Origin of the sequence: Paenibacillus tabacirhizosphaerae, from assembly GCF_040812395.1 — a bacterium.
Lineage (GTDB): Bacteria > Bacillota > Bacilli > Paenibacillales > NBRC-103111 > Paenibacillus_E.
The window spans coordinates 53589-65634 of the sequence record NZ_JBFNXH010000005.1; the positions used below are offsets into that span (position 1 = coordinate 53589).

The 12046-nt window shown below is 50.7% G+C and carries 13 protein-coding genes; 1 reads left to right on the top strand and 12 read right to left on the bottom strand.

Features of this window, described 5'->3' with window-relative positions; translation table 11 throughout:
* Positions 1-3: 3 nt before the first annotated feature.
* Positions 4-369 (bottom strand): arsenate reductase family protein, encoded by a 366-nt coding sequence (locus ABRS97_RS10930; protein WP_367813736.1) that lies wholly within the window; start codon positions 367-369, stop codon positions 4-6.
* Between the two features lie 191 nt (positions 370-560).
* Here ABRS97_RS10930 and ABRS97_RS10935 point away from each other — a divergent pair, with 191 nt between their 5' ends.
* Positions 561-1196, top strand: a complete 636-nt coding sequence (locus ABRS97_RS10935) for a pyridoxamine 5'-phosphate oxidase family protein (protein ID WP_367813738.1) — start codon at positions 561-563, stop codon at positions 1194-1196.
* Between the two features lie 51 nt (positions 1197-1247).
* On the opposite strand, the gene ABRS97_RS10940 is transcribed toward ABRS97_RS10935, so the two are convergent.
* The 11 genes from ABRS97_RS10940 to ABRS97_RS10990 form a co-directional block, all read right to left on the bottom strand.
* Complete coding sequence (locus ABRS97_RS10940) at positions 1248-2189, bottom strand: RluA family pseudouridine synthase (protein ID WP_367813740.1); 942 nt, start codon at positions 2187-2189, stop codon at positions 1248-1250.
* The gene (locus ABRS97_RS10945) at positions 2186-2755 is read right to left on the bottom strand and encodes a cob(I)yrinic acid a,c-diamide adenosyltransferase (protein ID WP_367813742.1); all 570 of its coding nucleotides are present in this window, start codon (positions 2753-2755) and stop codon (positions 2186-2188) included. The genes ABRS97_RS10940 and ABRS97_RS10945 overlap by 4 nt, the downstream gene beginning before the upstream one ends.
* A gap of 15 nt (positions 2756-2770) precedes the next feature.
* Positions 2771-4363, bottom strand: coding sequence for a cobyric acid synthase (locus ABRS97_RS10950; protein ID WP_367813744.1), 1593 nt, complete (start codon positions 4361-4363; stop codon positions 2771-2773).
* Positions 4350-5462 (bottom strand): threonine-phosphate decarboxylase CobD, encoded by a 1113-nt coding sequence (gene cobD / locus ABRS97_RS10955; protein WP_367813745.1) that lies wholly within the window; start codon positions 5460-5462, stop codon positions 4350-4352. Before cobD ends, ABRS97_RS10950 begins: the two co-directional genes overlap by 14 nt.
* 50 nt (positions 5463-5512) lie before the next feature.
* A complete protein-coding gene (cobS, locus tag ABRS97_RS10960; RefSeq protein ID WP_367813747.1) occupies positions 5513-6364 on the bottom strand; it encodes an adenosylcobinamide-GDP ribazoletransferase in 852 nt (283 codons plus the stop codon).
* The gene (gene cbiB, locus ABRS97_RS10965; RefSeq protein WP_367813749.1) at positions 6340-7332 is read right to left on the bottom strand and encodes an adenosylcobinamide-phosphate synthase CbiB; all 993 of its coding nucleotides are present in this window, start codon (positions 7330-7332) and stop codon (positions 6340-6342) included. The genes cobS and cbiB overlap by 25 nt, the downstream gene beginning before the upstream one ends.
* Positions 7333-7360: 28 nt before the next feature.
* Positions 7361-7927 carry a bifunctional adenosylcobinamide kinase/adenosylcobinamide-phosphate guanylyltransferase gene (gene cobU / locus ABRS97_RS10970; RefSeq protein WP_367813750.1) on the bottom strand — a complete coding sequence of 189 codons (567 nt, stop codon included), beginning with the start codon at positions 7925-7927 and terminating at the stop codon, positions 7361-7363.
* 93 nt (positions 7928-8020) lie between these two features.
* Positions 8021-9070: a nicotinate-nucleotide--dimethylbenzimidazole phosphoribosyltransferase gene (gene cobT, locus ABRS97_RS10975; protein ID WP_367813752.1), complete on the bottom strand. Its 1050-nt coding sequence runs from the start codon at positions 9068-9070 to the stop codon at positions 8021-8023.
* Positions 9071-9094: 24 nt separating this feature from the next.
* Positions 9095-9871 carry a heme ABC transporter ATP-binding protein gene (locus ABRS97_RS10980; RefSeq protein WP_367813753.1) on the bottom strand — a complete coding sequence of 259 codons (777 nt, stop codon included), beginning with the start codon at positions 9869-9871 and terminating at the stop codon, positions 9095-9097.
* A 5-nt stretch (positions 9872-9876) separates the two neighbouring features.
* Positions 9877-10914, bottom strand: a complete 1038-nt coding sequence (locus ABRS97_RS10985) for a FecCD family ABC transporter permease (protein WP_367813755.1) — start codon at positions 10912-10914, stop codon at positions 9877-9879.
* Complete coding sequence (locus ABRS97_RS10990) at positions 10915-11922, bottom strand: ABC transporter substrate-binding protein (RefSeq protein ID WP_367813757.1); 1008 nt, start codon at positions 11920-11922, stop codon at positions 10915-10917.
* Positions 11923-12046: the final 124 nt, after the last annotated feature.

Consider the following 12046-nt stretch of genomic DNA (forward strand, 5'->3'; position numbering starts at 1 on the left):
ACTTCACCCCTTCGCCCAAACTTCCTCGTACTCTGCTTCCTTAAAGCCAACCGTAACTCGAGTACCATCTGTCACGATAGGGCGTTTTATTAGCCTTCCGTTAGAGGCGAGCAGTTCCAGCATGTGTAGTTGCGACATACCAGACAGCTTATCCTTCAGTCCCATTTCCTTATATACTTCCCCTGACGTATTGAAAAACTTCTTAATCTCCAAACCGCTGTCAGCAAGCAGTTTAGCCAGCTCATCTGATGATGGTGGAGCTTCAAATAACGGCACATTCTCTGAAATCTCTACATCATGCGCTTTCAGCCACTTCAATGCACTACGGCAAGTGCCGCATTTATCGTAACAAAATACTTTTACTTTCATCCTTATTTGTGCTCCTTTTGCAGGTAAAATGAATAATGAGGTTATTTAAAATTTTGAGCTAATCGATGCGGAAAGTCAAGCTGTACGCCCTTATTTACGCTTACATGGTACATTAAAATTAGATGAAATTGGTTCTTTTTAATTAGCCACTCGTTGGATATAATTTTCTAAACTATCGAGGAGGGATATGCATGAGAAGAAAGGAATTCGCTGTCCAGGAACTAAAGGATGTTGAACAATTTTTGCAAGAAACTTCGTACGGGTATTTATCCACGATTGGCGAAGATGGCTGGCCACATTTGACGCCGATTAATTTCGTTTACCTGAAGGGCCATATTTATTTTCACGGCTCCAGAAAAGGAAGCAAAATGACCGAAATCGCTGCTTTTAATAAGGTCAGCTTCGCTGTTTCCAAAGAGTATGCTATTATTCCATCCTTTTTCACCGACCCCGAAAGGGCTTGTCCGGCCACATCCTATTTCAAATCCGTGCATATTCGAGGCGAAGCCGGACCTACAGAGGATTTGTCCGAGAAAGCCGAGGTGCTCAGCGCACTGATGGCGAAGCTCCAGCCTGAAGGCGGCTATACGCCGATTACGCCAGAAGATCCGTTGTACCGCCCAGAGCTGAAAGGGGTCTCCGTCGTGAAACTTACCATTCACGAGATGACTGCAAAGTTCAAGTTCGGTCAAAATTTAAACGAACAACGCCGTGAACATATGATCCACCAGCTTTCTGAACGCGGACTTCCGGATGACCAGGAAACAGCCGAGCTCATGCGCAAATATTGCCCGCACCATCAGGAACTAGGTCAAAAAGGGCAATGATACGCAAAAAACCATTCAGGATCGCGAGCACCTGATGGTTTTTTTGCTGTTTTACATGTTCGTCTGGAGCCATGCCTGTAAAGCAGCTAAATCAGCTGGCAGCGGAGCGTTGTACTCGACCCACTCGCGCGTGCCGGGATGCACAAAGCCAAGTCTGAAAGCGTGCAGCGCCTGCCGGGTAAGTCTCACAGAAACCTCCGATGCGGCTTCGCTTTCTTCGAAAGATGGCCTTGTATACATTTTATCGCCAATCAACGGATGGCCCAAATGCTTCATATGCACGCGGATTTGATGCGTTCTGCCTGTTTCCAGCCAGATGCGCACCAATGCGGCCTGAGCATACTGTTCGACGACTTCGTAATGTGTGACCGCCGAATAGCCGCCTGGCGTAACGATCCTCACATGAGGCTGATCAGGATCTCTATCGATCGGCTCATTTATTGTGCCTGTTGGTTCAGATACAACGCCCCATACGAAGGCAAGATACTCCTTTTTTACCGCATGCTGAATCATTTGCTCGGAAATTTGCTGGTGCACATAAGGTGTCTTCGCGATCGCAAGGACGCCAGAAGTTTCTTGATCCAGCCGGTGCACCGGCCGAAAGCGGCAAGTAATGCCGGCTTGCTGCCAATGATAGACTACGGCGTTCGCAATCGTATTGACGTAATGCCCATGCGTTGGATGCACGATGATGCCGGCGTCTTTGGCCACGATGATCAAGTGCTCATCCTCATGCAGAATGTGGAGAGGCAGATCCTGAGGCAAAATATCGTCAGACTGCTCCTCCTCCATCCGGATTTCGATCCGGTCGCCTGCTTTGACCTTCACGCTAATGTATTGCCGGATGCCATTGACGGTAATGCCTTGTTCAGTTAGTTTGACACGTGAGAGCAGCTTGCGGGATACCATTAATCTTTTTTGCAAGACAGTCTTCAGAATAAAGCCTTCTTCCTCAGGCGGTACGATATAAACAAGCGGTTCATAATAACTCATGATTTACGTCTAAACACCTCAGCGCTGCGCGCATACTCCACATCAGCCACACCTTCACGGTGATTAGCCGTGCGGGCAATGGTAAAAAAGAGATCCGATAACCGGTTCAGATAACGGCGTACTTCCGGATTAATTTCTTGCGTCCTGGCTAACGTTACAACTCTGCGCTCTGCTCTGCGGCACACCGTACGGCACACATGAATGGTCGATGATACGGTACTGCCCCCCGGCAGAATAAAACGGGTAATGTCTGGTGTCTCCGCATCATATTTGTCAATCCACGCTTCCAACGCATCCACCATCTCAGCGCTCACCTTGTAAGGACGCAGCTCTTGCTTCAACAGCGCCAAATCCGATCCGCAATCGAACAATTCGTGCTGCACTTGTAGCATATCTGCGAGCAAATCAGGGTACTTCTCCGGGTCCATAAAGCTCATCGCTTGGCCCAAATAGCAATTTAGTTCATCAACTGTTCCGTAGGCCTCTACGCGATCATCGTCTTTTGCGACGCGTCCGCCAATGACGCCGGTTTGTCCTGCATCCCCTGTACGGGTATAAATTTTCATCCGTCACCCTCCTGACTACTTGGTTACTCCCATAATCTCATAAATGCGCTGCATATCCAAGTGGCTGCGAACATGCTCCGCTAGTCTGTCAAAGGCTGCTTCTCTTCGCTCCTTAAAGCGCAGCCCTCCCTGAATGGGAGACAAGCCCTTATGACTGCGAACCGTATTCAACCAAGCTCTGCGAAAATCATCATTATGTAAAATGCCGTGCAGATAAGTGCCCCATACTTGCCCATTACCCACAAAGGCTCCGTCCTCATGTGACTCTTCTTTTATATACTGGGCCTCGCCATCAAAGTGAGCATGAATTTGAAAAGGAGCATCCGCAGGGGCGATATGTCTCGTCCGTCCCATGTGAATCTCATACCCATCGACAGCAATGCCAGATCCGTTATTGGCAAAAAGCAGGCTAGTCCCCCGAACCTGTACAGTCCGCTTATCAGAGGTAAATACAGTTTCCGTGGGCAGCAGCGCCAATCCTGCCAGCTCGGGGTGATCCGATTCGTACCCATTTGGATCCAGCAGCGTTCTGCCTAACATTTGATAACCGGCACAAATGCCAGCCACCCAGCCTTGCTCCTGCTGCGCAAACGCAATGATGCGGTCAGCAAGCCCTGATTCCTTCATATAGCGCAGATCATCCATCGTATTTTTGCTGCCGGGAAGCAGGACAATATCCGGCTGTCCCCACTCGGACAGATTGGTAATATAGCGGAAATGGACATCGTCTTCTTCCTGCAGCGGATCAAAATCCGTAAAGTTCGAAAGGCGCGGTAATCGAATGACTGCGATATCGAGTTGATCGTCTGTTTTCACGCTTGGGCGCTCGCTCCGCTGGCGCTGAGCCCTTTTGGAATCCAGAGAAGCGGAATCCTCATCCTCAATCCCCAACTGAGGCAAATAAGGAATAACGCCCAGCACGGGCTTCCCCGTCTTCGCCTCCAGCCAGTCAAGACCGGGCTTCAGAAGGCTTACATCTCCCCGAAATTTATTAATAATAAAGCCCTTAACGCGATCTCTTTCTTCCGGAGTCAAGATTTCCAGCGTGCCCACAATCGAAGCAAAGACACCACCGCGGTCAATATCCGCAACAAGCAAAACCGGAGCGTCTGCCCAACCGGCTAGCCGCATATTTACAATATCCCGATCTTTCAGGTTAACTTCAGCCGGGCTTCCAGCACCTTCAAGAACAACGACGTCATAGATGCTGCGCAGACGGGCCAGCGCATCCTTCACAATTTGCTCCGCTTGGGGCAAATAAGTTTCCCGATATGTGCGAGCGTCGAGGTCCAGGTACGGCTTGCCATGCACGACGACCTGTGCAACCATGTCCTGCTTCGGTTTCAGTAGAATGGGGTTCATATCAGTTGTTGCCAAAATCCGGCAAGCATCCGCTTGTACGCCTTGCGCACGGCCGATTTCTTTGCCGTCGAAGGTCACATAGGAATTGAGCGACATATTTTGCGATTTAAATGGCGCCGTTTGCCAACCATCTTGAACGAGAACACGGCACAGCGCAGCGGTCAGAATACTTTTGCCAACATCGGATGCTGTTCCTTGGATCATTAGTGTGGCGGCCTCAGCTGCAGTCATTTCATCCATGATCATTTCCTCGACTCCGATCTCCGGCTAGTTCCTGCATCATCGCCCGCAATCCTTGAACTAACCGTTCATTATCCTCACGCAGCTTTATGGCAACACGGCAAAAGCGCTGGTCAAGCCCTTCGAACAGGGATGCGTCTCGAATCAAAATCCCTTGCTTCCCCATATGTCTTTGAGCCTGTTTTACATCAAACCCCAGCTCTTGCGGAAAAGAGAATAATAAGAAATTCACAGCGCTTGGCGTGACTTCAAGTCCCAACTGCTGGAGCTGACCCATTAACCAAATCTGTTCCGCCTGCAGCCACTGTCTGCTTGCTTGCTCAAATTCCACATCGTCAAGCACCGCCGCCCCAATGCGCTGGGCCAAATAATTGACACTCCACTGAACCTGCAGCTCCTGAATGCGCTGAATCCAATCCGGGTGCGCCACCATGAATCCTAAGCGAATCCCGGGTATGGAAAAAAACTTTGTCATAGAGCGAATAACGAACACATTTGAGCTGGTCGAAGCGAACTTCAACATAGAATGCTTTCTCTCATCTGGCACAAAATCCATGAATGCTTCGTCCACAATTAACTTCCGTCCGCTTTCCGTGATTTGTTTCAAAATGGCGGGTGGAATCAATCGCCCTGTTGGATTATTCGGATGGCCCAAAAAGAGCACATCGCTCGATAGAAGAGCCTTCTTCACATCATCTTCCTGTAAATCAAAATGATAATGAGCATGGAGTGGAATGGAGTGAATGTCGCCGCCTGCTTTATGTATAGCTTCCTCATATTCGCTAAAAGAAGGTCTGGCTAAACCTGTAACCGGAGATTGCAATACCCGGGCAATGAGATCAATTAATTCTGCGGCTCCGTTGCCAACGGCAATACTCTCCATCGGAATATCGTATTTATGCGCCAGCTTCCTGCGCAGCTCCCTAACCGCAGGGTCAGGGTATTGAACCATGTCACGCCACTCCGTTGTCACTATATGTTCCACGACAGAAGGCGGTCCAAGCGGATTCATATTGGAGCTAAAATCCAGAAATTGATCCTGCGAACGTCCGAATGCCTCTTCTGCTGTCCGGAGATCTCCCCCGTGTCCATATCGTTCCAGCACTTCATCACTCTCCTTCCATGTAAAGAACTATCAACAAATTTAAAGACTACTCAAGGCAAAACCCCAAGTAACACGACTACTCCAAGAAGCAGCAGGCCCTCCAAAAGTTCATTCAAAGCGCCATATGTATCACCGGTCAATCCGCCGAGTTTACGGCTTATATACGCTGCTGCCAGACAGCCGACAAGACAAGTAACAACAGGAAAGCCGACAAGCACACTCCAAATAGGCATATGGCCAAAAAAGGCTGTCAAGCTGCTATGACCGATAGCAGCAACAAGTGCTGTGAGTAAGAGAGCCACAAATGTACATGCAGCCACATGACCTTTAGTAACCCCGCGAAATAAGCCCCCAAGTCCAGAACCGCTTCTCGCATAAGGCCAAGCGTGTATCGCGACAACCATAAACCAGCGACTCCAAATCGGAATAGCGGCAAGAAGGAAGCTTGCCGCCTTCCATATATGCCCCGCCTGATTACTGATCAAAAGGCTATAAATCATTGAAAACTTAAGGAGCAAATGCAGCACACAAACAATAACGCCCATGGCGCCTACGCGACTGTCTTTCATAATTTCCAACATTTGCTCGCGAGGCCTGTGGCTAAGAATGCCATCTGCAGTATCCATTAATCCATCCAAATGCAAGCCTCCTGTCAGGAGGACCCACAATCCGAGCAATATTACAGCCGCTGGCATGGCTGGCAGCACAAGCCGTAAGCCATCACCCGCCAGGAGCAGCAGAACGCCAATAACGAAGCCTGCCAATGGATAAAAGACAACGCTTCTGCGAAACACTTGTGCCGTATACTCGATCTGCACCGGAATCGGCAGACGGGTTAAAAATTGAAAGGCTGCTATGCCTCCATGCAGCCACTTTATTAGAGCCAAACGAGCAGTACGCACAGCAGTCCTCCCATCACTACAAAGCTGACGCCGTACAGCATACGTACGGCTAAGACAATATCCCGCTGCGTCCGCTCCCGCAGCGGCCAACCGAGGCGGGCGCGCTCGCTGGCGGCGCCGCCATAAACGTTCAGCCCGCCCAGCTCAATCCCGAGCGCACCGGCTACCGCCGACTCGGGAATTCCGCTGTTCGGGCTGGGATGCAAGTGCGCGAAGCGGCGGATCGCTGCCGCCGACCGCTTCGCCGAGAGCCCCGGCTGCAGCAGGGCGACGAGAATGAGCAGGAGGCCGGTCAGCCGGGCCGGAATCCAGTTCATGGCGTCGTCCCAGCGGGCCGACGCCGTACCGAAATGACGGTAGCGGTCATTTCGGTAACCGACCATCGAATCCAGCGTATTCGATGCCCGGTACAGCATAGCGAGCGGAGCGCCGCCCAGCAGCGCATAGAACAGCGGTGAGATGACCGCGTCGACGATGTTCTCGGCTACCGTTTCCACAACCGCACGCGTCAACTCCGCTTCACCGAGGTGTTCCGTGTCCCTGCCAACGATGTAGCCCGTGTATTTGCGAGCTTCTGCGAGATCGCCGCTGCGCAATGGTTGATATACAAGATATGCCGCATCTTTTAAGCCTTTAATGGCTATCGTTGTAGAAATAAGCCATGTAGAGACGAAGTAACCCAGCCACACATTTATCCAATGTGCTGCCCAAACAAGCGCTGACACAGCCATGAAGCTAAGAATTATCGTTGTACCGGCTAGTACAACCCCCTTCACTTTTAGCCGTGTGACACTCTCATTAATCGCACGACCTTCACTTTCTTTGCGAAGGCTGCGTTCCAGAAATCGAATCCACCGTCCGATCAGAATAACTGGATGCGTCGGCCATTTCGGATCGCCAATGAGCCAATCTATGACTATAGCTGCGGCCGTCATTGCCACAATTTCCTGCCAAGAATACAACCACACTCTCCATCACCGTTCCATACATAACGCTTTAATCCAAGCGGTATGCCCTACTTTTTAACTCTATGGGGATGCCAGCTGTCACCAGAAATACTTGATCGCATGTTTCAGCCAACCGCTGGTTCATTCGGCCAGCGGCATCCCGAAATTTGCGACCCAGCGCATATTCAGGGACGATACCACTGCCGACTTCGTTCGTCACAAGAACGAGATGTCCGCTGAAATCGGCAACGGTCTCTACAAGCGCATCCACCTGCTTCATGACCAAATTGGCTGCATCAGCATCTCCTTCGTAGCGAAGAAGCCAATTGGAGAGCCAAAGCGTCAAACAGTCGACCATCACTACTGCCTCACGGCAAGCTCCCGTCTCCTGCAGTTGAAGCAGAAGCTCCTGCAGGGCATAAGGCTCCTCCCGGGTATCCCATGGATACCCCGAATCCAGCCTCATCTGCCGATGCAAACTGACACGCTCCCTCATTTCCTCATCATAGATGTGGGAGGTCGCGATATAAATGCCGCTCTCGCCGCCCCGCATCGAGAGCTTTTCGGCGAAAGAGCTTTTGCCGCTCCGCGCGCCGCCCGTCACTAAGATCGCCATGGCTTCCTCCTTCTAAGAGTTTTGCCGTAGCAAAACTTTCTTCGTAAGCATAAGCTGAGTTTTGCTGCAGCAAAACCGGCATCGTAAGCCTCATTAACCACGCGACACGCCAGCGCTGTCGAATGTCGCCATTTCCTTCATGATCTTGCCAGCGGCGTCGATCAGGTTGAAGCAAAGCACAGCGCCTGTACCTTCACCCAGGCGCATATCCATCTGCAGCATCGCTCCGAGGCCAACTGCGTCAAGCAGCTTCGCGTGCCCCTGCTCATGCGATAAGTGCGAGGCGAGCATATAAGACGCGCTTAACGGCGCTAACCGGCTCGCCACTAAGGCAGCCGCCGACGAAATGAAGCCGTCGATAACCACAGGGCAGCGATTCTTCGCTGCGCCCAGAATCACGCCAACTAGACCGGCGATCTCAAGTCCTCCGACCTTCGCAAGCACGTCAAGAGCATCCTCAGCGTTCGGTTCATTGATGGCGAGCGCCTGCTTGACAACTGCTTGCTTATGCAGCCAACGCGCATCGTCAATGCCTGTTCCCCGGCCTACGGCGCTGCCGGTTTCCAATCCCGTCAGCGCGCAGAGAATCGCCGCGCTCGCTGTGGTATTGCCAATCCCCATGTCTCCCGTAGCGAAGAGACTGTAGCCTTTGGCCACGTAGGCATCCACTACATCTGCGCCTGCGAGGATCGCTTGGAGGGCTTCTTCGCGTGTCATTGCCGCTTCGCGTGCCATGTTGCGCGTTCCTTTTCTTACTTTACGGGACAGGAGAGCCTGGTGCTCCAGATCCGCATTCACGCCGATATCCACACAGACAACATCCGCACCTGCGTGACGTGCCAATACATTGACGGCAGCGCCACCCGATAAGAAATTCATCACCATTTGCGGCGTGACTTCAGCCGGGAATGCGCTTACGCCTTCCTCGCACACACCGTGATCGCCCGCCATGACGATAACGGCCTTTTTTTCAAAAACAGGCATGACCTCACCCGTAATCCCCGCCACTTGACGAGCGATATCTTCCAGCTTGCCTAAGCTTCCTGGCGGTTTCGTCAACTGATCCAAATGCTGATTGGCAAGATTCACGAACTCTTGGTGTAACGGTTTAATGCTTTCAACAATATGATCCAAATGATTCATGACTAAAAATCCCCTGTCCGTTGACTATTTTCCTGGCTGCAATAAAATTTGCGGAGCGTGATTAAGCGGATGCTGTAAAACGATGGGCTCCGTACCATACACCTCAGCAATTAAATGACTTGTAATAATTTCTTTAGGCGTCCCGATAGCCGCCACGCCCCCATTGTGAACAACCATCAATCGGCTGCAGTACTGCGCCGCTAAATTCAAATCATGAAGAACGGCAACCACTGTCAGTTCGGAATCGCGCTGCCATTCCTTGATATAGTCCATCATCTGCACCTGATAGCCGATGTCCAGAAATGTCGTCGGCTCATCGAGCATGAGCAGCTTCGGCTGCTGCGCCATGACTTTGCCTAACGCAACTCGCTGACGTTCGCCGCCGCTAAGCATCTCAATCTTTCGCTGTGCAAGTGGATCCAGACGCAGCTTGGCAATAATTGCGGCAATGAGCGTTTCGGCTTCCTCTGTGTCTTCGCCGAGCCAACTTTGAAAGGGGTATCGGCCCATTTCCACGACCTCTTGAACGGTAAATCCGACCGGAGGCAGAGCATCCTGCTGAAGCACCGCCAGCCATCTGGCCAACTCTTTACGAGAATAGGAGGCAACTGGATGTCCATCCAAACGAACCTCCCCATCCGTTACCGGATCTACACCAGATAACAACCGCAAAAGCGTTGACTTGCCGCTGCCATTCGGTCCAATAATACCGAAAAACTCGCCTTGCTTAACCTCGAAGCTGATTCGATCCAGCACGTGCTGGCCTTTGAAGCTACGAGAAAGCTGCTCAACCTCAATCATTTTCATCAACCTCTTAACGTTTTCTTATCCTTATGCAGTAAATAAGCAAAGAATGGCGCCCCTAAAAAGGCTGTAATCACGCCTAACGGAATTTCAGTAGGGCTAAGCAGCGTGCGGGCCAGCGTATCTGCCCATAGCACGTAAATCCCCCCGCCTATCGCGGAAAGCGGTATAATTAAACGATAATCCGGGCCTACTAACAACCGCACCAGATGCGGCACAATAAGTCCTACAAAACCTATGACGCCTGCTACTGAAACAGCAGCAGCTGTAATAAAAGTGGATACAACAAGCACAATCAGTTTCGTCCGTTCCACATGAACTCCTAGATGAGAAGCCTGACGTTCTCCAAGCGCAAGCAAATTCAGCGGTCTTGCATAAGAGATAAGCACTACAAAACCAATGACCAAGTAGGGCGACATTGTCCATGCATAGGACCAGCCCCGCATCGCCAAGCTCCCCATGAGCCAAAATACGATTTCATTAATAACTTGGTTCGAAATGGATACCATAAACGACACAATAGCCCCTAAGAAAGCTTGCATGACTACCCCGGATAAAATCAACGTTTCCATCTTCAGCTTCCCATCGATCCGAGCGAGCTTTAGAACAAGCAATAAGGATATGAGGCCTGTTACAAATGCCACAATAGGAATAGACCACTGACCAAACCACGCATACTGCAGCCCGAAATAAATTAGAAAAGCTGCGCCAACCGATGCGCCTGACGATACGCCAAGCGTGTAAGGATCCGCAAGCGGATTGCGGAGCACCCCTTGAAAGGCAGCGCCAGCAACAGAAAGCGCAGCTCCCACCAGAATCCCAAGCAATACTCGCGGAAATCGCACTTTGAGAATGATCTGCTCCGAGGATTGCGGCCAGCTGACATTCATGTGTCCTCCCACCCAAGGGAGTTGATTGCCAAGTATCCCTGCAATTTGCAGTATAGGCAGCCGAGCAGCGCCGAGCGATAGACTGATCAGAATAGAAAGAAGAAGGAGTACTAAGCCTACTCCTCCCCACAACATCAATTTTCTTTTCATTTATTTCACCAGTTCAGGATAGATGCCTTTCGCCATTTCCAACAATCCATCTGTCATTCTTGGACCTGGGCGGCTGAGCAGATTTTGGTCAACGCCAATAACTCTCTTGTTTTTCACAGCGTCAATTTGTTCCCAACCGCTGCGGGCACGGATAATCTCGTCTAACGGCTTTTTCGTTTTGTCATCGACAAACCCTTGTGCGTAAAGAATCACGTTAGGATTCTGCTGAATAATTTTCTCTTCGCTAATTTGCTGCCATCCCTTTGTATCTGCAGCCACGTTGACGCCGCCAGCGAGCTGGATCAGCTCGTCCATGAACTCCCCACTGCCTACGGTCCAGCCAGGGCTGAACTCAATGTACACCTTCTTCTTAAGCTCACTCTTTACGTCTTTCACCGCATCGACGACCTTTTGACGGTCGGCTTTCATCTTCGCAACAACTTTCTCCGCCTGCTCTTGATGGTCGGTAATAAGGCCAAACGTTTGGATATCAGCGATCGCTTCATCCAATGTCTTGGGCTCGACTTTGAACACATTGAGGTTCATAGCACGGAGCTTTTCTACGGTATCAGCTTTCATGGATACACCTGTAAAAACCACACCTGCATTCGCTGCAATCAAAGCTTCTTGATTAGGCTTAACAATACTGCCCATTTTAGGCTTCGATTTAGCCGCATCCGGATAATCATCGAAGTCCGACACACCCACGATTTGATCAGCTAAACCGAGCGCAAATAAGCCCTCCGTTTCTGCTGGTGATACGGATACGATGCGTTCAGGCGCCTTTTCGAACGTAAATTCCTTGCCTGTCGCATCCTTTAATTTCAATGGATATTGTGTTTTCTTAGCTGACTCTGCTGTCGGTGCTTTTGTCGTTGAAGCGCCCATTTTCGCCGGTTCTGAAAGCTCAGGCTGTGCCTCTTTCTTGCCGCAGCCGGCAAGGCCGACAGCAGTTGCCATTGCTGCAGTAAACAGCAGCGCTTGTTTCCACTTTATTTTCGTCATCATCTGGTACCTTCCTCTCCAAACCGTTTGTTTCACCCTCGGATAGCAACAAAAAACCCCTGCGTTCCTTAAGAACGGAGGGGACGATAAATCACGGGTATCGCGGCAATGAGCCCATTGCCTCCTG

Excerpts from the sequence above, each read along its gene's own strand:
- cobU (WP_367813750.1), bottom strand. The coding sequence starts at position 7,927 with ATGGCGATCTTAGTGACGGGCGGCGCGCGGAGCGGCAAAAGCTCTTTC.
- ABRS97_RS10930 (WP_367813736.1), bottom strand. The coding sequence starts at position 369 with ATGAAAGTAAAAGTATTTTGTTACGATAAATGCGGCACTTGCCGTAGT.
- ABRS97_RS10985 (WP_367813755.1), bottom strand. The coding sequence starts at position 10,914 with ATGAAAAGAAAATTGATGTTGTGGGGAGGAGTAGGCTTAGTACTCCTT.
- ABRS97_RS10935 (WP_367813738.1), top strand. The coding sequence starts at position 561 with ATGAGAAGAAAGGAATTCGCTGTCCAGGAACTAAAGGATGTTGAACAA.
- ABRS97_RS10980 (WP_367813753.1), bottom strand. The coding sequence starts at position 9,871 with ATGATTGAGGTTGAGCAGCTTTCTCGTAGCTTCAAAGGCCAGCACGTG.
- ABRS97_RS10990 (WP_367813757.1), bottom strand. The coding sequence starts at position 11,922 with ATGATGACGAAAATAAAGTGGAAACAAGCGCTGCTGTTTACTGCAGCA.
- ABRS97_RS10945 (WP_367813742.1), bottom strand. The coding sequence starts at position 2,755 with ATGAAAATTTATACCCGTACAGGGGATGCAGGACAAACCGGCGTCATT.
- cobT (WP_367813752.1), bottom strand. The coding sequence starts at position 9,070 with ATGAATCATTTGGATCATATTGTTGAAAGCATTAAACCGTTACACCAA.
- ABRS97_RS10940 (WP_367813740.1), bottom strand. The coding sequence starts at position 2,189 with ATGAGTTATTATGAACCGCTTGTTTATATCGTACCGCCTGAGGAAGAA.
- ABRS97_RS10950 (WP_367813744.1), bottom strand. The coding sequence starts at position 4,363 with ATGATCATGGATGAAATGACTGCAGCTGAGGCCGCCACACTAATGATC.